A 22,172-nucleotide genomic window follows, 5' to 3' on the forward strand; every position below is an offset into this window, starting at 1 on the left:
ACTGAACAGTTTGAACTCTTACTGAGTTTCCCTGATGTTCCCTGTCCACTAAATAATACGTAACTGTCGAAATTCTTAACAGGTACCAGGCCATACAATGGCAAAGGCAAAATGCGTACCTTGCGTTCCACTGTTTTTACTGATTTTTCAAGACACTGGTCCAGTTTATGCCTTAGCGGTTTTTGGAGAACTTGTTCTCCTCACGCTATCGAGTAATCCCAAACAAGGAGATGTTAAAATGAAACAACCTATCCAAAAGAGTATGGCAATGCTGGCTGCCAGCCTCGTCTTCGGCATTGGCTCGGCCCAGGCTGTTCCCATACCGGTGGACCTGGAGCTGGCGATGACCATCGACGTGTCTGGAAGTGTCGACGGTACCGATTATGCTCTGCAGCGCCAAGGCTATGTGGATGCATTTAACAACGCGTCACTGCAGAACGACATGCTCTCGGGAGATCTGGGCCAGATTGCGGTCAGCGTATTTTTCTTTGGTACCGACGGCCATCAGTGGTCGCCTGGCTGGCAGTTGATCGATAGTGCGGCAGCGGCGGGCAATTTCGCGACTACTCTGGCTGGCACCAATCGTCCGGAAAGCGGTTCCACCAACATCGCTGCCGGTATTGATACTGCCGCCGGCACCTTCGGCAACACCTATATTGGGACACGCCAGCTAATAGATGTCTCTGGTGACGGCTCACAGAGCATGAATGGCTGCTACTTCAGCGACCTTAGCTGTACCACTCTACAGGGCTCGCGGGATGCCTTCCTGGATGGCAGCGCCAACCGCGCCATCAACGCCCTGTGGATCAATGATCGCGACTACTTCGGCAACACGGGCAGTGAAACCATCAACTCGCTCGATTACGGCGAAACCAACGTCATCGGCGGTACAGACTCCTTCCAGCTGGCCATTTCCGGCTTCTCTGATTTCGGCGAGGCTATCGGTACCAAGCTGAAAGCCGAGTTCACTGGCGAGCCGCCCACCACAAGCGTACCTGAGCCCACAACGCTCAGCCTCATGCTGCTGGGTCTTCTGGGTCTGGGTGCTAGTCGTCGGCGGCTGAAAGCTGCCTGAAGACGCTTTTCCCGGGTTTCAGGACGGGATATAGTAAAAAAAAGCCCCTGAAATCAGGGGCTTTCTTGCGGTTGTTTGGTGGAGACGGCGTCCACCTAATAAGTTCTGTAAGCGGTTGTTCCATAGCAATTTAAGATTTTGTTTTTAGGAAGTTACCCTCACTATTACCCGCATTCTTGAGTGGTGCTCACCAAGGTTTAGGGTGCAGTTCGCCTCAAACGAAGGGGGCACTATACCCAAAATACTCGCGTTGCGGTGATCGCTTTTCGTCCCATCGTCTAGTGTAACCGGGAGGCCTTTCGCGATAGTCCGCATACGTAAGTACTAGTCGTTTCTTTGCCCGAGACACCCCAACAAAAAAAGCACATCGATTTTCGTCCTTGTTGCCAAAGAATATTTCATTCTCCACTGCCATGATAATGACAGAATCGAACTCAAGGCCTTTGCTTTTGTGAATAGTTAGTATGCGTACCGCTTGATCGTCAGCGAACCGTTCTAGCGCTTTTGGAAGGTAAGGTTCGATTTTGAGCAGTTCTTCAATATGTTTTTTTGTCTCTCTGATGACTTGTCTTAAGCGATCTGTTGATTCGTAGTCTGGCGAGAGAGCCGCGAGGGTTTCGATGCCAATGTGTCCTAAAAAGGCTCGCACTGATTCCCACCACCCCGAAAACGGTTCATCTGGATTCGCCGCAGTGAGCACGTCTTTTCTTTGTCTTTTAATTATGCGTTCAAGCTCTTGTTTTGAAGCGGATTGTTCTTCTTCCTCTGCAAAGGGAATTAACTGATTGTAGTGGTCAACTAATCCCGGACAGTGTTTTAAGGTTTTCCTCAGCAGCAACAGGCGGAATGCCACCGTTGAATACGTGAGGTCGCTGCCGGTTGTAGTAGTCCATCAAGTAGCTCCCAACATCTTTCTGGGCCTCGGGCAGGTTTCGGTAACCCAGCGCCGGTATCCACTCCGATTTCAGACTCCTGAACAGTCTCTCCATCGGTGCGTTATCCCAGCAGTTGCCACGCCGGCTCATGCTTTGTGTCAGTCGATAGCGCCAGAGCCTCTGACGGAACATACGGCTGGCATACTGGCTTCCCTGATCCGAGTGGAACATGGCTTTCTCCGGTTGACCACGTTGCTCCCAGGCGTGATCCAGAGCTTTTACAACCAGATCCGCATCCGGACTGGATGACATCGCCCAACCAACAACGCGCCGGGCATATAGGTCCAGCACAACGGCCAGATAACTCCATCTCTGGCCACTCCAGATGTAGGTGATGTCACCACACCAGACCTGGTTAGGCTGTTCTACTGCAAACTCCCGGTCCAGATGGTTCGGGATATCCGGTCGTTCAACGGTGGCCTGCTTGTAAGCGTGAGGGCCTGGCTGCTTACAGATCAGCCCCAGCTCACTCATCAACCGTCGAACCTTGAAGCGGCCAATAACCACGCCGTCATCGTTGAGCATGCCTTTGATCGTCCTGCTGCCAGCAGAGCTGCGGCTCTTGGTAAACAGGCGGTTTACCTGGGCCTTCAGAGCCAGACGCTCAACGTCTATATGGTTCCGCCGTTGGCGGTTCTCGTAATAGCTGGACCGGCTGATATCGAACGCATTGCAGACCATTTCAACAGGCATTCGCTCACTCAACTGGTCTATCAGCGCGTACGATTCATGTCGTCCGACATCAAGAGAGCGGTAGCCTTTTTTAGTATGTCTTTCTCCATTTCAAGCCGCTTGCAGCGGGCTTCCAACTCCTGAATCCGGCGCTGTTCCGGGGTTAGCGCCTTACCCTTTGGCGTAACGCCGTCACGCTCCTCGGTCAGCTGGTTAACCCAGCGTCGGATAGCACTTTCACCGACCCCCAGGGACACACTCGCCTGCGGAATCGTGTAGCCCTGATCCAGCACCAGGCTGGCTGCTTCCTGTTTGAACTCAGGAGAAAAAGAACGTCGCTTTCTGGTCATCAGACACCTCGTTTATGGTGGTGATATTACCACCTACGTTGGTGTCCGGAATCATTGAACCACTACACCGTGCTGTTATCCTCTCCATCAGCTAACTCAGGGAAAAGGAAGTCTGCCTCAATCCAGAACTGGCGCTCGTCCGGAATGTGTTCCTCATCGAATGGCACATGGAAATCTGAGCGTTGGACTCGGCGCAATGAAGGATCGAAAGCAAATAGGCGGCATAACGCCTGCAAAGATGCGGTCTTTCCCGAACCGTTTGGTCCAATGAGGTAGGTGATATCTTCGAGATTAAGGGCGGTAGGCTCTCCGCCGAAGCACTGGAAGTTTGATAATCGAATTGTCTTTAGTTCCATGGAGTTACCAAAATTACTGGCATGTAGATTCCCTAACTTAATCCGATAGTCCTTTGTGACGAGCAAAATTCGCTAAAGGATTGATGGCTTTGCCTGATTTTCGATGCTCGCCTGTGATCCAACGTTCAGTTCTGGCCCCTGCAGCAGTGGAGTTTAGGAGTGTACCTTTCGGAAATATGTCACCAAGCCTACCCCTTCGAGTGAACATTCTGCAATCATGCCTTGCTTTTGGCTTTGAGTATTTCTTTGATAGCTGATGAGGGAATACCTCGCGTCCATACTAGAAAATCTCAAACCTATATCACCTCTGTGTATCAGGGTACTGACAGTGCCTCCCTTTCCATTTCACAGAGGAAATTCCAATGTCCGAACAATGTCCTCGATGCCAGTCCACCCGGATTGGCAAGAACAACTACGGCAAGAAAGCCGCTGGCGTGGTGGGTGCGTCTGCCGGCACCTACGGCGGCTATGCCGCCGCCACCGCTGGTGCCAGGGCAGGCGCTGCCTTTGGGATCGTGGCGGGTCCTGTAGGTACCACGGTTGGTGGTATCGGTGGTGCGGTCGTAGGCGCGCTGCTTGGCGGCGCAACCGGAGCGTCCGCCGGCGTCATTCTGGGCGACATCCTGGATGAGAGCGTTCTGGACAACCATCGCTGTCTTGACTGCGGCTACTCCTTCAGCACCGATCCCCGCTCCCGCAACGAACCCCGTTAATCCCCTCGCGAATCCCATAGGAGAAAAACCATGGCTCATCTCATCGAGCAAATGGCCTATGTAGGCCAAACTCCCTGGCATGGCCTGGGGAATGAACTGACTTCAAATGAGCCCCTGGAAGTATGGGCGAAACAGGCCGGTCTGGATTGGCAGATTGAAGAAAGCCCGGTGCGTTATGTCACCAATACTTCCGGAAGCTTGGGACAGATCCTGTCCTACCCGGATAGCAAGGTGCTCTACCGGTCGGATACAAAGGCCCCGCTGTCTGTTGTTGGCAATCGGTTCAAGGTAGTTCAGCCAGAAGAGATCCTGGAGTTCTATCGGGATCTGACCGACGTGTCCGGTTTCGAGCTGGAAACCGCAGGCGTGCTCAAAGGCGGCCGCAAGATGTGGGCACTGGCCCGTACGGGTCAGTCCGGCATGCTCAAGGGCAACGATCAAACCAATGCCTACGTGCTGCTGGCCACCGCCTGTGACGGCACCATGGCGACAACCGCTCAGTTCACCAGTATCCGGGTAGTGTGCAACAACACACTCGCCGTTGCTCTACAGGGTTCTACGGCCAACGCAGTCAAGGTGAAGCACAACACTGCTTTCGACGCCGATCTGGTGAAGAAACAGCTCGGTATCTCCGTCTCGGCCTGGGATGACTTCATGTACCGCCTCAAGGGCCTGAGTGAACGGAAGGTGAAAGCCACTGAGGCCAGAAACTATTTCCTCAAGGTGTTCACCGACGATTCTGGTCCGGGGGTCGGCAAAACCAACGAGCGATCCATGGTGAAAGCCCTGGGGCTGTATGAAGGTGAGGGCATCGGTGCCAGCCTGGCATCCTCGGACGGTACGGCCTACGGTCTGCTGAATGCGGTCACCGAATTCATCGACCATCAGCGTCGCGCCAAGACCGTTGACCACCGGCTGGATTCAGCCTGGTTCGGAACCGGTGCCGCCATCAAGAACCGAGCGTTAGAACAGGCCATGTCGCTAGTGGACTGATTCTTTCTCTCTAAATCTTAAACCGCCATAAAGCCCACCGGAGCCTGATGCTCTGGTGGGCTTTTATTATGTCTGGAGGAAAACACCATGGGCATGAGTGCAAAAGCAATTCAGAAACAACGGCCAGCGTTGCGCCTGGTCTCCACCAAGGGCCTCAGTCGGGATGAATGGCTGAAAGTACGCAAGCACGGCATTGGCAGTAGCGATGCCGCTGCAGCTGTCGGCATGAACCCTTACCAGTCGCAGTTGGAACTCTGGATGGTCAAGACCGGCAGAGACGCTAGCTTGCCTAAACCAGACTCTGACGATGCCACCTCGCCGGTCTACTGGGGCCATATCCTGGAGCCAATCGTGGCAGAGCAGTACAGCCAGCATACGGGACGGAAGGTGCGCCGGGTCAATGCTGTGCTGCAGCACTCAGATCCGGACAAACACTGGATGTTGGCCAACCTGGATTATTCCGTCGTGGCCGATGAAGAGGTGCAGATCCTGGAATGCAAAACGGCAGGGGAGTTTGGGGCACGTCTTTGGAAAGAGGGTGTGCCGGATTACATCCAGTGCCAGGTGCAGCACCAGTTGGCTGTCACCGGCAAACAGGCGGCGGACGTCTGTGTTCTGCTGTGTGGTCAGGAGTTGAAGATCTACCGCATTGAGCGGAATGAAGAGCTCATCGAGGCGCTGTACGTGCTGGAGCGGCAGTTCTGGGATTTCGTGGAAACGGATACGCCACCACCGGCTGACGGCACCAATTCCGCCGAACGGGCCTTGCGCTACCTGTACCCGGTGGACACAGGGGAGACCCTGGACTTCAGCCAAAGCAAAGATCTGTCCGATGCGTTCGATGAGCTGCTGGCTATCCGCTCGGAAATGGAAGCCCTGAAATTCACCGAATCCCACCTCAAACAGCGAATCGAGAGCCAGATGGGCGAAGCCTCAAGGGCAACCTTCCCCAGCGGCAGTGTGAGCTGGAAGCGGAGTAAGGATTCGGTTGGGCTCAACGTGAAGCAGCTACTCAAGGATAAGCCAGAGCTTCTGGAGCAATACCCACTCACCAAGCCGGGAAGCCGGCGATTCCTCGTCCAGGCATGAATACCCAATTGGCCACGCAGGCATGACGAGTGCCCCGTGGTCCTTTTTCGCAGGAGAACCATCATGATTAAAGGTTTAGCCATCACGCCTCCGGTGCTGGGGCGTATCAGCATTGGCCGGGTCGTTGAAAAGAACGGCATCCGGCTACCTAAGAAAGACGACCAATTCACCATCACCTCCCAGATCCAGGAAAAGGATGGCTGGGTGCTTCACCCCATGGACGAGGAACTGAGAAAGGATGCCCCAAACAGCAAACTGCGGACCATCCCGGTGCGCATGCTGTTCAACGACGCGGATCTCAATCTACGGGCCGAGTACACCATGTTCGACCGGAAAAGCGGGCGCCCTATGTGCGTAGGCAATGGCGACACATGTAAGCGCCTGACGCAATCAGGAGTGCAGTCTTTGCCATGTCCGGGGCCAACGCTTTGTGAGTTCGGCAAAGGTGGTCTGTGCAAGCCCTATGGCCGCCTGAACGTGAAGCTGGGTGGCGACGATGATCTCGGTACCTTCATCTTCCGCACGACCGGTTTCAACAGTATCAGGACCCTTGCAGCCAGGTTGAGCTACTACCAGGCAGTCTCTGGGGGGCTGCTGGCATACATGCCGTTGGAACTGAAGCTGCGGGGCAAAAGCACAACACAGAGTCATCGGGCGCCGATCTACTATGTGGATCTGGTGATCAAGCAAGGAATGTCTCTTGAGGGAGCGGTGGCTGAGGCGCGGGAAAAAGCCCGGCAGGTGAAGGAGGAGGGGGTTGACCAAGCTGCGCTGGATGCAGCGGCGGCGAGGGGATTTGGGAATGCGCTGTTTGAGTATGATGAGGATGAAATGACGCAGGTGGTTGAGGAGTTTTATCCAGTGGATGATCGGGGTGTCGGGAAAGAAACAAAGAACTTGGTTTTCGAGTCTTGTCTACGGCAGCACGCAGAAGCAGCGAAGGCCTCTTGATCAGATGCGTTCGAAGTAGCTGGGGTTCCGGCTACTTTTTTTGGCTTCTTTGCTTGGGCAAACCTCTAGTGTTGCAATAATTCCAGACACCAAAGTAGGTGATAATATCGCCACCATAAACGAGGTGCCGGGTGACCAAAAAATGGCTTACCTTGGTGTTGGTGAAAACGCCATTAGGCGCTGAATTCAGCAGCTGACGGATAACCCTGGGGGTATCGCTCCCCTGCTGATCGGTGACTCCACCGGACTTGATGTTCAGGTGCGATCAGGGAAAGCCCTTTGCTGTTCTGATACAATCTTACACCTTCTGACGCCATTGCCCCGCCTCGGTTTATCCGCAGTACGTTGCATTCGGCTCCCCGGCGCGCTGCTTGGGACCATTTCTGGTTCCACTCCCGGCGCCATTTCTTCGAGGTCGCTTTTGCAGACAAACGCTCCCTCATATGTCGTTCATCGAACATGAGAGTACACATGACCGAAACAACAAAGTTTGAACCTAACACCCTGTTTATCGAAGTATCCGGATCTGGCTTGCCTGAGGTAGACGGTCTTTATGTACCGTCAGAAGCACCGCCCACCAAATCCGAATCAGGCGTTGTATCCAGTCCTGGCTACTGGAACGGTAAGATGGCCTGGGATCGGGCCGACGGCAAATCTGCGAGAAGCCCCGCCATTTCCTACTCGAATAGCTATAAATCATGGCGCATTTGCCGCCTTGACGGTCACCTTGCTTATGAACTGACCTGTGAGGACGAATTGCCGCCTACAGGTCGCGAGTGGAACGTTTACAAAATGGGCATCGCGCCGGCTCCCAAAGTCGAGATTTTTCACGTTGATCCCAGAAAACCTTGCCCCGAACCGAATGTGGTTTTCGTACTTGGGGGGCCGGGCGCAGGTAAGGGCACCATGTGTGAGCTGGCAGAAATCCAGCTGGGCTGGACGCACCTGTCGACTGGCGACCTATTGCGTGCAGAGCAGGAAGCCGGTGGCCCGACAACAGAAATCATCAAGGAATACATCGCTGCTGGTAAGCTGGTACCCAACGAAATCGTGGTGCGCCTGCTGAAAGACGCGATGGAGAGAACCACCAGAACCACCGGCAAGAGAAATTTCCTGATCGATGGTTTCCCCCGCTCACTGTCCAACCTGGAGGCGTGGTACGAAGTCTTTGGTCGCGAAGCGGAACTCCCCACCATGCTCTATTTCGAGTGCCCGTTTGATGTCCTGGAACAGCGCATTCTCGGTCGTGCGCGATACTCCGGTCGGGCTGATGACAATGTCGACGCCATGAAGCTGAGATTTGATACCTTCAAAGCCGAGACGTTACCAACGGTCGAACTCTTCAAGGGTAAAGGCAAGTGTGTCGAACTCGACACCAGTCAGGATCGCGAAGCGGTGTATACGCTCCTTCGGGATCAGCTCGCCCAGTACACCGATCAGCAACTGCTGGATCAACCGCTTACGGAGAAAGCTGAGATACTGCTTGGCCTGAGGCCTTACCCGAAAGATGCGTGAGTAATCGCTACTGGCCGCCTGGGGAAGATATCTGTCCAGGCGGTGCAATTACTTCCCTGCACCGCTAACAGCGCGGTTCTTTATTTAACCAGATTACCGGATTCCTGCCATGAAGTTGCTACACGAATTAATCCATCCCGAGCTGACCACCCGTGAGGGCCGCACTCTCAGACGGCACGCTGCACGCGGTATTGTGCTCCGGGAGGAAAAGATTCTATTGCTGTTCACCGAGCGCTATAACGATTTCAGCCTGCCCGGAGGCGGAATTGATGAGGGCGAAGAGATCACCGTTGCGCTGAAGCGTGAGCTGGAGGAAGAAACCGGCGCCCGCGATGTTCAGGTCAAAGAGCATTATGGCTTCCTAGAAGAATACCGTCCGCATTGGAAGCCAGAATACGACCTGATGCACATGACCTCCCACTTCTTTGTTTGTGACGTAGCGGCTGAACTGGCCGATGTCCGGATGGAAAGCTATGAGATCGCGAATGGCATGAAGCCGGTTTGGGTTTCCGTATCCGAGGCGATGCACCATAACCGCCAGGTGATGGTCCGTCGGGAGAAAACCATGGGCCAGTCCATTCAACGGGAAACATTTATGCTGGAGAAGATCTCACGAGAGCTAATGGTGCAATCTGCGTAAGGCCCATACGACGTGAAGGCCAGAATTCCAAAATGACACGGAGGAGCAATTGCTAATTTTTGGACTCGACTCAGAAAAGAATGACCAAGGCCAGTATTTGGTTCACCGTCTCGGTTGTCGGCAATATCCACACAGAGACAAGCTAATCAGACTTGGTCGATACGATAGCTGTGAGGAAGCCGTTGCGGCAGCAGAAACTCACAGAACTCCAGTTAACGGGTGCTGGGCTTGCATTCCATTGTGTCACGAACGCTCGGATCATTAGGTCGAGTTTTTTGTGAGGGTTTACTGCGCACAATCAATGCAGTAGAGGTTAGTAGGGTCAATTTCCAGCCGTTTGGGGTTGATGGGCTCGCCACACTCCATGCATTCCCCGTACTCATCTCTGTCAATGCGCATCAGGGCGGCTTCGATCATTTTCAGTTGTCGCTCCGCCCGTTCTTTGCCGGCTTTGGCCAGGGCCTGCCCCTGAAGGGCATCCATCCGGGAGAGTCGGCCAACACTTTGCTGGTCCAGGTGCACGGTGTCGCTGGCCTGGTCCCGTGCCTCACTGGTCGAGAGCAGTTCTTCACGTAGTTCCAGTAGTCTCTGGCGAAACTTTTCCAGTTCTTCCGGCTTCATCTGCTTACCTCGTATTGTTCGTGCCTGTCAGCCCCCTTGCTTCGGCGCGACTGCCATCTGGGCAAGAACTGCGCTAACAAGAACCAGTACCGCAAACAGAACACCAATGCCAGTGGTTGCCACCCCAACGTCCAACAGGACACCCACAAGAATCGGTGATAGGGCCGTGGAAAATACCATGCTCGCCTGCGCCACGGAACGGATTGCGCCAATGTGACGAACCCCATAGCGCTCAGGCCAGATAGCGCCGCCTGCTGCGCCAATGAACCCGAGGCTGATACCGCAAAGGGCCAGGTACAGGTTGGGTGTCCAGGCAAATTCCGTCAGGCCTAGCACCAGCATGCTACAGAAAATGGGAGTCAGGCCATAGCTGAGTGCCCGCTGCGCACCGATCCGGTCCACTAGTGGGCCACCAAAGAACAGACTAACGATGTGGCCGGCTGCAAACCCGGTAAACGCCAGGCCAACCTGTTCGGTTGTCCACCCTCGAATCTCAGCGAACGCCGATTGATGAAAGAGTACGGCGGTTATCGTAAACGGCACAATCAGTGCCGCTGGCAGAATGAGGTAAAAGCCAGGATCTCTCAGAACTTGACGGCGGTTGAACGCAAGGTGTTCCTTCTGGGCATCGTATTCGTCTGCATTACCTCGGGATAGTGAGACTGGATGTGCCGCATGACGAGAAAGGAAGAGCAATAAAGGAAGGAGTATGGCTACCAGAATACCAGCGCCAACCAACCAGGGAGTTCGCCAGCCGCTGGTCGCGAGGATCAATCCGGCTGAGAGCGGCAGAATGGCTTCGGCAATGGGAAAGCCGCCCGCCGTTAGAGCCATAATCCGGCCACGATTCTTTTCGAAGTACCGGCCAGCCGTGCTTAAGCCGATGTGTCCCAAGAGCCCTTGGCCTCCGAGCCGCGCCAACAGGAAACCGGGTATGAGTAATAGCCAGTGGGGGGCCACTGCAATGATCATGCACCCGGCTGCCAGAATTGAGACTGCCAGGATGGTAATGCGACTGAGGGACCATCTGTCCGCCAAGGGACCGAGCTTGAGGAGCAGGATTGCCGAGGCGAGTGTGGCCAGGCTGTAGATAAGTCCGTAGGTACTGTTCTGCAGGGCAAAAGTTTCACGAATGCCACTGCCGAATACCGAGAAGAAGAATGTTTGTCCAAAGCCCGAAGACGCTGTCGCTAATAACGCAAATACTGCCAATCTCGGGTTTTCTCGCATGAATATCGGAAAAATCACCAAATAGCCTGTCTGGTTATTGAGCGGTTTTTGACCACTGCGGTAGGGTTTGTTAGGCTTAGCCTATGCTACATCATCTTTTCATTGAAATCGCACTACCTCCACTAGCGGGCACCTGTCCGCCCTAGCCCTGTATTGAACCGACCCGTCCTGCCCAATCTGGTTCATTAGTACAGGGGATTTTTATCTCATGAGCACAAAATCCGTTGCCGCATCGGCGGTGCATAATTCGACTGACACTCGCTCAGAGGTTCAGCGCCGCCGATCGTTTGCCATTATTTCCCACCCCGACGCGGGTAAGACCACGCTCACCGAAAAGCTACTGATGTTTGGTGGCGCCATCCAGTCCGCCGGCACCGTCAAAGGCCGTAAGAGCAGTAAGCACGCCACGTCCGATTGGATGGAGGTGGAAAAACAGCGGGGGATTTCCGTTACCAGTGCCGCCATGCAGTTTGAGCACGATGGTTGCGTCATTAACCTGCTCGACACACCCGGCCACCAGGACTTCTCCGAGGATACCTATCGGGTACTGACGGCAGTGGATGCTGCTCTTATGGTAATCGACGCAGCAAAGGGTGTGGAGTCCCAGACCATAAAGCTGCTGGAAGTGTGCCGGGCCCGCAACACGCCGGTCATTACGTTCATCAACAAAATGGACCGGGAAGTGCGCCCGCCGCTGGAGCTGATTGACGAGATTGAAGATGTGTTGGGCGTTGAATGCTCACCGGTCACTTGGCCTCTGGGCATGGGTAAGGGATTTGCCGGAGTCTACAACGTTCACGATGACCAACTGGTGCGCTTCGATCCTGGACAAGATCACGTGCACACCGAGACTGAGATTTACAAAGGTGTTCACAACCAGGCCCTGAAGGCTGAATTCCCGATCGAACACGAAGCCTTTCTGGATGAAATTGAACTGGTCAACGGAGCCGGTACACCGTTTGATGTCGATCGATTCCTGGCCGGCGAGCTGTCGCCTGTGTTCTTCGGTTCGGCAATCAATAACTACGGTGTTCAGGACATCCTCAAGGCACTTGTGGAATGGGCTCCTGCTCCTCGGCCCAGGGCTGCAGAAACACGAACCGTGTATCCGGATGAAACGCGTTTCAGCGGCATCGTTTTTAAAATCCAGGCCAATATGGACCCGCAACACCGGGATCGGATTGCCTTTGTCCGCATCTGTTCCGGGCAGTACTTCGATGGCATTTCGATGAAGCATGTGCAATCCGGCAAGAAATTCCGGTGTTCCCAGGCCATCACCTTTATGGCCCGTGACCGAAGCCGACTGCAAACGGGTTTTGCCGGCGACATTATCGGCATCCAGAACCATGGCCGCCTGAAAATCGGTGATGTGCTTACGGAGGGGGAAAATCTGGAGTTGGGCGGTATCCCCTATTTCTCACCGGAGCTGTTCCGGATTCCTCGCCTGAAAGATCCATTGAAGGCCAAGCAGTTGAAGCGTGCCCTGAAGGAGCTGGGCGAGGAAGGCACGATCCAGGTGTTCGAGCGCCTGGACGGCGGCGAGGTAATGCTGGGTGCCGTGGGTATCCTCCAATTCGAGACCGTAGCCCAGCGACTGGAATCCGAGTTCGGGGTGAACGCCACGTTTGAGCCGGTGAACATCCACAAGGCTTTGTGGGTAACTGCGGAAACTGAGCAGATGCTAAAAGAATTCGAGCGTGCAAACCATCGACGCCTGGCGCGGGATGCCTCCGGTTCCCTTACGTTTTTAGCGCCAACCCGGCAAGTTCTGGAGCTTGCCCAGGAAAAATGGCCGAGCGTAACCTTCCACACCACTCGCGAATATCGCGGACTTGAGGCTGCCTGAGCGGAGTAAGTGACACCCATGAGCAACATGAACGTTGAATCTTCCATGGCCAAGCTGGAGGAAGCGCGTCAACTGGAATCGGTCCAGTTCCGCCTAGAACGCGCGTTAAAAGAGGCTGATGATCGCCTTCAGGCCTATCAGGAGGATATCCAGTCGCAGAAGGAATACCTCTGGAACAGCCGTGACGAGATGGATCACATCGAAAAGATCTCGACCAGAGACTCAATCCAGCAGTCAGTGACTACCGGTGAGTTCGTTCTCGGCCAGCGCAAGCGGATGGTTAAATTGCGCAAATCCCCCTATTTCGGGCGTTTCGATTTCCACGCCGAGGGTGACGAGAAGGCCCGGCCTGTCTACATCGGCGTGCATCATTTCTACGATGAAGTCGACAAGGAGCACGTAGTCTTTGACTGGCGCGCCCCGATCGCATCCCTGTTTTACGACTATGAAACCGGCCCTGCCAAATACGAGGCGCCAGACGGTCAAGTCAGTGGTGATATACAGCTGAAGCGTCAGTTCCGTATCCGTCACGGCCAGATTGAGCTGATGATCGACAGCGCCGTGAACGTGGTGGACGACGTGCTCCAGGACGAGCTCGGCCGCGCCACAGACGATGGCATGAAAAACATTGTCGCAACCATCCAGCGGGACCAGAATGCGATCATTCGCAATGACCAGGCAAAAACCCTGATCATTCAGGGTGTAGCCGGCTCCGGCAAAACCTCCATCGCCCTGCATCGTATCGCCTTTCTGCTATACCGTTTCAAGGATACGCTGACCTCAGAAGATATTCTGATCATTTCCCCGAACAGCGTATTTGCAGACTACATCTCCAATGTTCTGCCTGAGCTGGGTGAGGAAACCGTCAATGAGATTGGCATGGAAACCCTGGCCAAGGAGCTGCTGAAAGACCAGTACCGGTTCCAGAGCTTTTTTGAGCAGACGGCTGAGCTGCTCGAAAAGAATGACGAAGAGGTGAAGCGTCGACTGCGCTACAAGGCCAGCCCCGACTTTCTGAAACAGCTGGGGCGCTATGCCGATGAAGTTGAAAAGAACCGGTTTGCCAGCGAGGACCTGTGGATTGCTCGTCGTCTGGTGCCAGGCTGGTTGCTGGAAGAGACCTTTCGAAAGCACCGAAACTTGGATACCACAGCTCGGGTGGCCCAGGTAGCCAGAGAAATGGAACAGAAAATAGGCATCCAGTACAACTACGACTTGATGCCCGAGCAACGCAAGGAGTTGAAGGCTGCCATTAAAGGTATGGTTAAACAGTCCACTTTGCGGGAAACCTACAAGCGGTTTTTCGACTGGGCGGATCAGCCAGAGATGTTCAAGCCCGCAAAAGGTGGCAGGCTTGAATACGCCGATGTGTTTCCGCTGATCTATCTAAAGATGCGGCTTGAGGGCGTCCGTTCACCTTATCGACGCGTGAAGCATCTGCTGATCGATGAAATGCAGGATTACACGCCGGTACAGTACGCCGTTATCGCCCGACTGTTTTCCTGCAAGAAAACCATCCTCGGCGATGCTTATCAGTCGGTGAACCCATACAGTTCGTCGGCGACCGACGATATACGCACGGCATTTCGGGATGCCACCTGTGTGACCTTGAACAAAAGTTACCGCTCAAGTTACGAGATTGCCCAGTTTGCCCAGCGCATTTCTCCGAACCCGGACCTGGAAATCATCGAGCGGCATGGTGACGAGCCGGAAGTGCTCAGCGTCAACACCCGGAAGAAGGAAATCGCGGCGATCAAGGACCGAATTGAGGAGTTTGAGAATTCCCGGTTCAATACCCTTGGCATTATCTGCAAGACCCAGAAGCAGGCCAGGAGAATGCATAAAGCGCTGGAAGGAGAAAGTGACCGTTTGCAGCTACTCAGTGAGGACAGCCAGAGCTTTGCGCCGGGCGTGATCGTTTGTACGGCCCACCTGGCCAAGGGCCTGGAGTTCGACCATGTGATTCTGCCCGAAGTGGGTCAGGCAAATTATTTCACTGACATGGATCGGAATCTGCTGTATGTGGGCTGTACGCGGGCCATGCATCGGCTGACATTGACAGCGACTGGCGAGGTTACGGGGTTGCTGGCGCCGGTGTAATCCAGCGCCAGCCCTCTCGCGAACTTCCTTAGTAGTCTAAGAAGATTCACCTGGTTAGCTTACCTTTTACTGCCAACTCTGGTAGACTGCGCGCCCTGAATTAGGCAATACCCCATTTCACCAGACGATACTGAAACCAGACTGTGACGATCCTTCCGCCCTAGCGTTCAAGTTGTACCCCCTCCCTCGATTTATCTGTTGAGCAAGGTTTACACCTCTATTCATTGTGCCGTGTTTGGGCGCATGGATTCCTTTGTCTCAGTGTTTCGCTAACGGAACTGCGGTTGTCAGACAATGCCCAAAACGGTTATCTCCGGCTTTACCCACAATTTTCTCGGCAATGCGCCGGTCTGGTACAAGCAAACCATTCTCCTGTTCCTGCTGATTAACCCACTGGTGGTCTGGTTTATGGGGCCGGTTGCTGCAGGGTGGTTGCTGGTGGGTGAGTTTATTTTCACCCTGGCTATGGCGCTCAAGTGCTATCCGTTGCTCCCAGGCGGGCTCCTTGCCGTCGAGGCGTTGATCATTGGCCTGGCCACGCCGGACGCGGTCTACGCGGAGGTGGTGGTTAACCTTCCGGTGATTCTGCTGCTGATGTTTATGGTGGCAGGTATCTATTTCATGAAGCAGCTGTTGCTGGTTGCATTTACCCAGATTCTGGTGGGGGTTCGCTCCAAGTCAGCACTGTCACTCCTGTTCTGCGCGGCTGCGGCTTTGATGTCAGCGTTTCTGGACGCGTTGACAGTGACGGCCGTCATCATCACCGTCGCTGTCGGCTTCTACTCGGTCTACCACAAGGTTGCTTCCGGGCGGGGCTACCACCACGCCAATCATAATGCCCAGAGTGATGAGCATGTTATTGAACTGCACCGGGAAGACCTTGTTCAGTTTCGTGCCTTCATGCGCAGTCTGTTGATGCACGGTGCTATCGGCACTGCCCTGGGCGGTGTCGCCACCATGGTCGGTGAGCCCCAGAACCTGCTGATTGCCAAAACCGTGGGCTGGAACTTTGCCGAATTCTTCCAGCGTATGGCGCCAATCAGCATGCCGGTTCTGGTTGCTGGTTTGGTGACCTGCTGGTTTTTGGAAAAGCTGCGTTGGTTTGGTTATGGCGCCCGCCTGCCCAAGCCGGTGCGCCAGGTGCTGGAGGAGTTCGCCGACAACGAACGGAAAAAACGCACCAAGGCTGATCAGGCCGCCCTCTGGGTGCAGGCTGCTGCGGCGGTGATTCTGGTTATCGGACTGGCATTTCACATTGCCGAGGTGGGCCTTATTGGCCTGATGGTGATCATTCTGATTACCTCGTTCACCGGGGTAACCGATGAGCACCAGATAGGCAAAGCCTTCCAGGAAGCCCTGCCATTTACCTCGTTACTGGTTGTGTTCTTTGCCGTAGTCGCAGTCATTCACGAACAACATCTGTTCAAGCCAGTGATCGATTTTGTACTGACTCAGCCGGAAGCGCAGCAGCCTGCAATGTTCTTCGTAGCCAACGGATTGTTGTCCATGATCAGTGACAATGTATTTGTAGCCACGGTCTATATCAGCGAAATCAAACAGGCGCTGGATGCGGGCGCTATCAGCCAGGCACACTTCGAGGATCTGGCCGTGGCCATCAACACCGGCACAAATCTACCCAGCGTGGCCACGCCCAATGGTCAGGCTGCATTCCTGTTCTTGCTGACCTCTGCAATTGCACCGCTCGTGCGGCTGTCCTACGGACGAATGGTTGTCATGGCCTTTCCTTACACTCTGGTGCTTGGCGGCGTTGGCCTGTTATCCGTCATCCAGTTTTTGTAATAGTCCCATAACAAGAAAAGACGCAGGTAAAAGGTACGCATGCGCCCTTATTCCTTTAAACTTTTTAACCGGATTTTCAACTATGCTCAGCAGTCTACGAACGACCTGGTTCTCTAACGTGCGGGGCGACTTGCTCGCCGGCATTGTCGTGGCCCTTGCCCTGATTCCCGAGGCCATTGCCTTTTCCATTATTGCTGGCGTAGATCCGAAAGTGGGCCTTTATGCCTCTTTTTGTATCGCGGTCGTCATCGCCTTTGTAGGCGGACGGGCAGGCATGATTTCCGGCGCAACCGGCGCGATGGCTCTGCTAATGGTTGTTCTGGTTAGAGAGCATGGCCTCGAATACCTGTTAGCCGCGACTTTGCTCACCGGTTTGCTGCAGATCCTCGCCGGTTTTCTCAAGCTCGGCGCGCTGATGCGTTTTGTATCCCGCTCGGTAGTTACCGGGTTTGTGAACGCCCTGGCAATCCTGATCTTTATGGCCCAGTTGCCGGAACTTATGAACGTGACCTGGCATGTTTATGCCATGACCGCTGCGGGCCTTGGTATTATCTACTTGTTCCCGCTGATTCCCTTGGTTGGCCGTGCTCTGCCGTCGCCACTGATCTGCATTGTGGTGCTGACCGGCGTCGCCATGTACCTGAACATGGATATCCGCACGGTAGGTGACATGGGGCAGTTGCCAGATACTTTGCCGATCTTCCTGTGGCCGGAAGTGCCGCTTAACCTCGAAACCTTAATGATAATTCTGCCTTACGCAGTGGGACTCACCGTAGTGGGCTTGCTGGAGTCAATGATGACGGCAACCATCGTGGATGACCTGACTGATACAAAAAGCGATCGTAACCGCGAGTGTAAAGGTCAGGGTATTGCCAATATTGGCTCAGGCCTGCTCGGCGGAATGGCCGGTTGCGCCATGATTGGCCAGTCCATCATCAACATTAAATCCGGTGGTCGTACCCGGCTTTCCAGCCTCGCAGCTGGTGTGTTTCTTCTGTTGATGGTTCTGGTGCTGGACAAGTGGTTGGTGCAGATCCCCATGGCGGCGCTGGTGGCCGTAATGATCATGGTGGCTGTCGGTACTTTCAGCTGGGGCTCTATCAAGAATCTCAAAGAGCATCCGCTTTCCACCAACATCGTGATGGTGGTGACTGTGATCGTGGTCGTAGCTACCCATAACCTGGCCTACGGTGTTCTGGCTGGTGTGCTTCTCGCGGCGCTGTTCTTTGCCAACAAGGTCGGCCACTACATGCTGGTCACCTCGGACTACAATGAGGAATCTGATACCCGCACTTATAACGTGGTCGGGCAGGTCTTCTTCAGCTCTTCCGAAAAATTCACCGAGTCCTTCGATTTCAAGGAAGCCACAGACAACGTGGTGATCGACCTGAGCCGTGCTCATTTCTGGGATATCACGGCGGTGGCCGCACTCGACAAGGCGGTAGTTAAATTCCGCCGGGAAGGTGCTGAAGTTGAAGTCATTGGCCTGAACGAGGCCAGCGCCACCATCGTCGATCGATTTGGCGTCCACGACAAACCCGATGCCGTAGAACGTCTGATGGCCCACTAACGGAGTTGAAGCTATGACAATTGAAAAGCGCGATACCGAAGTTCAGAAACCTCTCCATGTGGTCGCCTGCATCGATGGCTCCAAAGCGGCTCTGGCGGTCTGTGATTACTCAGCTTGGGCAAGCCTTCGCATGGGTGTGCCCCTGATGCTTTTGCACGTGATAGATGAAGAAAAATATCCGGCCAAGACGGACATGACTGGCAACATTGGTCTTGGGAGTAGAGAGCAGCTACTGGAGGAATTGGTCAGTCTGGATGAGGAGCGCAGCAAGTTGGCCCTGAAACATGGCCACCTGCTGTTGGATGAAGCTGAAAAGCGCGTTCGGGCGTCTGGCATCGACAAGGCCACCAAACGTCAGCGTCATGACGAGCTGGCAAGCTCTCTGGTCGACCTTGAGCCTGAGTCCCGGCTGTTCGTTATGGGCCTGCATGGCGAGAGCAGTGCTGCGGCTGGCCGCCACGTCGGTAGCCAACTGGAAACCGTGATTCGCAGCGTTCACAGGCCGGTATTTTTGGTCCCGGACGAGTTCAGAGAACCCCGTAGCGCCATGCTTGCATTCGATGGCAGCCCCACGGCGTTCAAGAGTATCGAACTACTGGCCGGAACCCCGGTTTTCAACGGCATGCCTTTTCACCTGATGATGGTCGGTTCTGATACCGAAGAACACAGGGCTCAGCTCCAGCATGCCAAACAAGCCCTCAATGCCCAGGGCATGGAAGTTCACCTGGCGATTCGTGATGGCGACGTGGAACAGACCCTTCACGATTATCAGGAAGAACACGACATCGACGTGCTGATCATGGGGGCCTATGGCCACTCCCGCGTCCGCAGGTTTCTGGTGGGTAGCACCACCACCAAAATGCTTGAAACGGCAAAAAAACCGCTCGTTATTCTCCGCTAGTTATCGAGCCTGAAGTCGCAAGCGCGTGTCTGTTGCGCCCGGAGCGGGAGCGGTGATTTATCGCCGTTTTCGCAGGGCTCACCATCTATTATCATCTTATTATGGTGGGAACTAGTTAATGATGAATGAGACAACACCCAGAATTGCCTTCTTTGATGCTGACAACAAAACCCATCAGTTCACAGCTGATTTGCTTGCGAAGGCTGATATCAGGATCGGTGGGTCCCGGCCATGGGATATCCGTTTCAATGCCCATGGCGTACCAGAGGCCGCGATGGCTCATGGCAACCTGGGTTTCGGCGAAGCGTATATGGATGGTGCCTGGGAAGTAGACGAACTGGATCAGTTCTTTTGCAAACTGCTTGGTGCGAAGCTTCCTGATCAGATCAAGCCCTCGAAAATTCTTTCCCACATTATCCGGGCAAAATACCTGAACCTGCAGACCAAAAGTCGTGTCTGGGAGGTGGGAGAAGCCCATTACGATCTGGGAAACGAGTTCTACGGTGCCATGCTGGATCCGCGCATGACGTACACCTGTGGTTACTGGAAAGACGCAAACAATTTGGAAGAAGCTCAGGTTGCCAAATTGGACCTGATCTGCCGGAAATTAGGCTTGCAGCCGGGAATGCGGTTTCTTGATATCGGGTGTGGCTGGGGCAGCCTCATGGCCTATGCCGCCGAACATTATGGGGTCGACGCGGTTGGCGTGACCATTTCAAGGGAGCAGGCTGACTGGGCCAAAGCCAACTATCCTCACCTTTCTCTGGATTTCCGGCTGATGGATTACCGGGACGTTGATGAAAAGTTTGACCGGATTGCCAGCGTTGGCATGTTCGAGCACGTCGGCTCCAAAAATTATCGCACGTTCATGAACGTGGCCCACCGGTGCCTGAACCCTGGTGGTTTGTTCCTTTTACACACAATTGGTAAGAATCTGCGCAATTCCTACCCGGACCCCTGGATCGATAAATACATCTTCCCGAACGGCGAACTGCCCTCCATCGGCCAGATTGGTGACTCGGTAGATGAACTGTTTGTGGTGGAGGACCTGCATAATTTTGGTGCTGACTACGATAAAACGCTGATGGCATGGCATGAAAATTTTGAGCAGGCTTGGCCCCGGTTTCGAGAGGAACTCGGAGAACGTTTTTACCGTATGTGGCGTTACTATCTACTTTCTTGTGCCGGGGCCTTTCGGGCAAGAGATATCCAGCTTTGGCAGTGGGTGTTGGCAAAAGATGGTGTAGAAGGTGTCTATCCGAGGGTGACTTGAGTTATTTCGTTTTCGGGGGCTCAAATCTCCTCATCGAGGTAGATCAGTCCCGCTCGGTGTGTCCAAGCCTGCTCCAAAAGCTCCTGCTTGCTGGAGGCGCTCGGTTGCACAAGGATAGCTTCATAAAATGGGAGGTTATGTAATGCCTCCCACCTCAATACCATTCTCAGCCAACCAGTCCTTCCTCCGTTCGTAATCCGGCATAACCCGTTCAACCCGCTTCCAAAATTGGGGAGGAGCAAGTCGAGAAGACTGAAAGTAGGGTGTTTAGGCCGAGCTGGGAAGCTCTTCTGAATAGGCCTCCACCCAACGACGAATTAAGGTCTCTCCAGGCGACTTTGGTATTCGCCGGAACTGCAGCCATTCTTCTAGTGTACGCCTCGGTATCCCGATCTCATTGGCCATCTGTGCCTGAGTAATCTTGCGTTGCTTACACAGCACACGGGCGTCCCGAATCAGCTGACGCTTGGGTTCGTTTGCCTCCAGTTGAGTCAGGCGAATGTCAGCTTCGTCCTGTGGTGTGAAATCCGTTTGCCGGGGCAACAGCTCAGACAGTGTATGTGAATCGTCCACCGCCGGCTCTCTGGCTTGCGGGTGAATGGTTTGGGGGAAGGGGCGACTGAACATCATGGATCTCCAGGTGAATCAACGAAAAGGGCCTGCTCCCAGGAGGGCAGGCCGTTATTCCGAGTGGGGATGATTTCCGGCCATCGACTTAGGCGAAGGTCAAATATCAGGGAGTTTTTACGTGGACGCCGGACGGAGTCATACCATAGGCGAACATCCACTAGGGTTTCTGGATCACGGGTTAACGTCACCGTAAGACCAGGCCGCTTCCGATTGGCGAGGACGACCGACACGAGGCCCCTCCGGCGGAGTAGGCATTCGGCTGGTCTGAAAGGTACGGCCAGTGACCAGCATGGCCGCGTATTCATCGATCTTGGTCAGGTAGCGAGCCAGCTTGTCAAGCCCTCGCTGTTTCTCAAAGTCGTGGTACTCGGTAGGCCCCATGGCGTTGTAGCGGTATTTTTTATCGGCGTCGAGATTGCAGTTGTAGTACAGGCCTTGTCCGCCTGTGACTGATTGCGTCCACAGTTCCCCGATGAGTCGAGCCTGGGTAATGTCCTCCCGGCACTGGTGACCGTCGAAAAAGAACAGCATGTGGTAATGGAAGCCCTTCTTAGGCTGCCACTCCAGCTTCCACGCGTAGCCAAGCAGGTGAGTGAATAAAGGATGAGTCGTAAACATACGACACAGCTGCTCACGATGATGGCGCGCCGTCTCGTAGTCTATGTGCGGGCTATCGTACTCGGTGTAGCTCAGATCCACCCGTAACACCTGAAGGCGGCTGTGGCGCTGAAACAGGGCCGAGATCAGCTCGTACAGGCGCTGGTAGTTGTTGCGGCTGTTACGCCGGTTGCGGTTGCACTCGTAAGTGTCAATGGCCATTTATTTTGACCCACCTTTGGCCAATAAAATTGACCCACCTTTCATAGTCTAGCTTGTAGATTTCTGCTTCAGTCGATAGCTTTCTCCTCCCAG

19 protein-coding genes and 1 pseudogene are annotated in these 22,172 nt (G+C 54.4%); 13 read left to right on the forward strand and 7 right to left on the reverse strand.

Features of this window, described 5'->3' with window-relative positions; all coding sequences use genetic code 11:
- The first annotated feature begins 238 nt into the window (after positions 1-238).
- A complete protein-coding gene (locus IE079_RS10930) occupies positions 239-1,075 on the forward strand; it encodes a DUF1194 domain-containing protein (RefSeq protein ID WP_189576291.1) in 837 nt (278 codons plus the stop codon).
- Positions 1,076-1,289: 214 nt separating this feature from the next.
- Here IE079_RS10930 and IE079_RS10935 read toward each other — a convergent pair whose 3' ends face one another.
- The 3 genes and pseudogenes from IE079_RS10935 to IE079_RS10945 form a co-directional block, all read right to left on the reverse strand.
- The gene (locus IE079_RS10935; RefSeq protein WP_189576293.1) at positions 1,290-1,928 is read right to left on the reverse strand and encodes a 3'-5' exonuclease; all 639 of its coding nucleotides are present in this window, start codon (positions 1,926-1,928) and stop codon (positions 1,290-1,292) included.
- Positions 1,870-3,032 (reverse strand): IS3 family transposase gene (locus tag IE079_RS10940; protein WP_189576295.1). Its coding sequence is split into 2 segments (ribosomal slippage): positions 1,870-2,777 and positions 2,777-3,032, totalling 1,164 coding nucleotides; the frame shifts between segments, so codons are not numbered across the junction. Before IE079_RS10940 ends, IE079_RS10935 begins: the two co-directional genes overlap by 59 nt.
- A 65-nt stretch (positions 3,033-3,097) precedes the next feature.
- Positions 3,098-3,388, reverse strand: a pseudogene (locus IE079_RS10945) (AAA family ATPase); the annotation flags it as partial.
- A gap of 362 nt (positions 3,389-3,750) precedes the next feature.
- On the opposite strand from IE079_RS10945, the gene IE079_RS10950 reads away from it, so the two are divergent.
- The 6 genes from IE079_RS10950 (at position 3,751) to IE079_RS10975 (ending at position 9,289) form a co-directional block, all read left to right on the forward strand.
- Positions 3,751-4,101: a hypothetical protein gene (locus IE079_RS10950; protein WP_189576297.1), complete on the forward strand. Its 351-nt coding sequence runs from the start codon at positions 3,751-3,753 to the stop codon at positions 4,099-4,101.
- 30 nt (positions 4,102-4,131) lie between these two features.
- Complete coding sequence (locus tag IE079_RS10955) at positions 4,132-5,094, forward strand: DUF932 domain-containing protein (RefSeq protein ID WP_189576300.1); 963 nt, start codon at positions 4,132-4,134, stop codon at positions 5,092-5,094.
- A gap of 87 nt (positions 5,095-5,181) precedes the next feature.
- Positions 5,182-6,183: a YqaJ viral recombinase family nuclease gene (locus IE079_RS10960; RefSeq protein ID WP_189576302.1), complete on the forward strand. Its 1,002-nt coding sequence runs from the start codon at positions 5,182-5,184 to the stop codon at positions 6,181-6,183.
- 63 nt (positions 6,184-6,246) lie between these two features.
- Positions 6,247-7,134 (forward strand): recombination directionality factor, encoded by an 888-nt coding sequence (locus tag IE079_RS10965; protein WP_189576304.1) that lies wholly within the window; start codon positions 6,247-6,249, stop codon positions 7,132-7,134.
- A gap of 471 nt (positions 7,135-7,605) precedes the next feature.
- Positions 7,606-8,649 carry a nucleoside monophosphate kinase gene (locus IE079_RS10970; RefSeq protein ID WP_189576306.1) on the forward strand — a complete coding sequence of 348 codons (1,044 nt, stop codon included), beginning with the start codon at positions 7,606-7,608 and terminating at the stop codon, positions 8,647-8,649.
- 109 nt (positions 8,650-8,758) lie between these two features.
- On the forward strand, positions 8,759-9,289 hold the full coding sequence (locus tag IE079_RS10975) for an NUDIX domain-containing protein (protein WP_189576308.1): 531 nt from the start codon (positions 8,759-8,761) through the stop codon (positions 9,287-9,289).
- 285 nt (positions 9,290-9,574) lie between these two features.
- Here IE079_RS10975 and IE079_RS10980 read toward each other — a convergent pair whose 3' ends face one another.
- Complete coding sequence (locus IE079_RS10980; RefSeq protein ID WP_189576310.1) at positions 9,575-9,910, reverse strand: TraR/DksA family transcriptional regulator; 336 nt, start codon at positions 9,908-9,910, stop codon at positions 9,575-9,577.
- Positions 9,911-9,937: 27 nt separating this feature from the next.
- Positions 9,938-11,158 carry an MFS transporter gene (locus tag IE079_RS10985; protein ID WP_227712448.1) on the reverse strand — a complete coding sequence of 407 codons (1,221 nt, stop codon included), beginning with the start codon at positions 11,156-11,158 and terminating at the stop codon, positions 9,938-9,940.
- 190 nt (positions 11,159-11,348) lie between these two features.
- Between IE079_RS10985 and IE079_RS10990 the strand changes: the two genes are divergently transcribed.
- From IE079_RS10990 to cfa, 6 genes are all read left to right on the forward strand, one after another.
- On the forward strand, positions 11,349-12,986 hold the full coding sequence (locus IE079_RS10990) for a peptide chain release factor 3 (RefSeq protein ID WP_189576314.1): 1,638 nt from the start codon (positions 11,349-11,351) through the stop codon (positions 12,984-12,986).
- An 18-nt stretch (positions 12,987-13,004) separates the two neighbouring features.
- Positions 13,005-15,086 (forward strand): HelD family protein, encoded by a 2,082-nt coding sequence (locus tag IE079_RS10995; protein ID WP_189576316.1) that lies wholly within the window; start codon positions 13,005-13,007, stop codon positions 15,084-15,086.
- A 294-nt stretch (positions 15,087-15,380) separates the two neighbouring features.
- Complete coding sequence (nhaB, locus tag IE079_RS11000) at positions 15,381-16,886, forward strand: sodium/proton antiporter NhaB (RefSeq protein WP_189576318.1); 1,506 nt, start codon at positions 15,381-15,383, stop codon at positions 16,884-16,886.
- Positions 16,887-16,968: 82 nt separating this feature from the next.
- On the forward strand, positions 16,969-18,456 hold the full coding sequence (locus IE079_RS11005; protein ID WP_189576380.1) for a SulP family inorganic anion transporter: 1,488 nt from the start codon (positions 16,969-16,971) through the stop codon (positions 18,454-18,456).
- Between the two features lie 13 nt (positions 18,457-18,469).
- Positions 18,470-19,357 carry a universal stress protein gene (locus IE079_RS11010; RefSeq protein WP_189576321.1) on the forward strand — a complete coding sequence of 296 codons (888 nt, stop codon included), beginning with the start codon at positions 18,470-18,472 and terminating at the stop codon, positions 19,355-19,357.
- A gap of 118 nt (positions 19,358-19,475) precedes the next feature.
- Positions 19,476-20,630, forward strand: a complete 1,155-nt coding sequence (cfa, locus tag IE079_RS11015; protein ID WP_189576322.1) for a cyclopropane fatty acyl phospholipid synthase — start codon at positions 19,476-19,478, stop codon at positions 20,628-20,630.
- Positions 20,631-20,897: 267 nt separating this feature from the next.
- Here cfa and IE079_RS11025 read toward each other — a convergent pair whose 3' ends face one another.
- Both IE079_RS11025 and IE079_RS11030 read right to left on the reverse strand, forming a co-directional pair.
- On the reverse strand, positions 20,898-21,260 hold the full coding sequence (locus IE079_RS11025; RefSeq protein ID WP_189576324.1) for a helix-turn-helix domain-containing protein: 363 nt from the start codon (positions 21,258-21,260) through the stop codon (positions 20,898-20,900).
- Between the two features lie 171 nt (positions 21,261-21,431).
- Positions 21,432-22,079 (reverse strand): YagK/YfjJ domain-containing protein, encoded by a 648-nt coding sequence (locus IE079_RS11030; protein WP_189576327.1) that lies wholly within the window; start codon positions 22,077-22,079, stop codon positions 21,432-21,434.
- Positions 22,080-22,172 lie beyond the last annotated feature (93 nt).

It is taken from the genome of Marinobacter zhanjiangensis (assembly GCF_014651935.1).
In the GTDB taxonomy this organism is placed as follows: Bacteria; Pseudomonadota; Gammaproteobacteria; order Pseudomonadales; family Oleiphilaceae; genus Marinobacter; species Marinobacter zhanjiangensis.